Here is an 833-nt window from a genome sequence, read left to right on the forward strand (position 1 = left end):
GATGTCTTGGCGGAAATCCGCGCGGCGCATCCGCAGCTGACGGCGCAGGAAAACGGCGCGTTGCAGGATATTGCCTACGGTTGCCAGCGTTATTTGGGCAGTTTGAAGTATATGCTTGGTCAAATGTTGAAGAAGCCGATTGACAATCCGCAGCTTGAAAGCCTGCTTTTGGCGGCGATGTACCAACTGCATTACACGCGCAATGCGCCTCATGCCGTGGTCAATGAAGCGGTGGAAAGCATTGCCAAAATCGGCCGCGGCCAGTTCCGCTCGTTTGCCAATGCGATTTTGCGCCGCTTTTTGCGTGAACGCGACAAGCTCGCAGCTTCCTGCAAAAAAGACGATGTGGCGAAACACAATTTGCCGCTGTGGTGGGTGGCTTATTTGAAAAACCATTATCCGAAACATTGGCACAATATCACCACTGCGCTGCAATCGCATCCGCCGATGACTTTGCGCGTCAACCGCCGACACGGCAATGCCGAAAGCTATTTGGAAAAACTGGCTGCGGAAGGTATTGCGGCCAGGGCTTTGGACGAATACGCCGTGATGTTGGAAGAAGCTGTGCCGGTAAGCCGCCTGCCCGGTTTTTCAGACGGCCTGGTGTCGGTGCAGGATTTTGGTGCGCAACGTGCTGCCTATTTGTTGAACCCGAAAGACGGCGAACGCATTCTCGATGCCTGTGCGGCGCCGGGCGGCAAGACAGGCCATATCTTGGAACTGGCAGATTGTCATGTTACCGCTTTGGATATAGATGAAGGCCGTCTGAACAGGGTGAAGAGCAATCTTGACCGTTTAGGCTTTCAAAAGGCCTCTTTGACTTGTGCCGATGC

At 54.0% G+C, this 833-nt stretch carries 1 protein-coding gene; it reads left to right on the plus strand.

Going from position 1 to position 833, the window contains the following annotated elements; genetic code table 11:
• On the plus strand, positions 1-833 hold an 833-nt coding region (locus ACTHS3_RS16125), incomplete at both ends, for a transcription antitermination factor NusB (protein WP_440368522.1).

It is taken from the genome of Neisseria sp. P0009.S007, assembly GCF_051962515.1.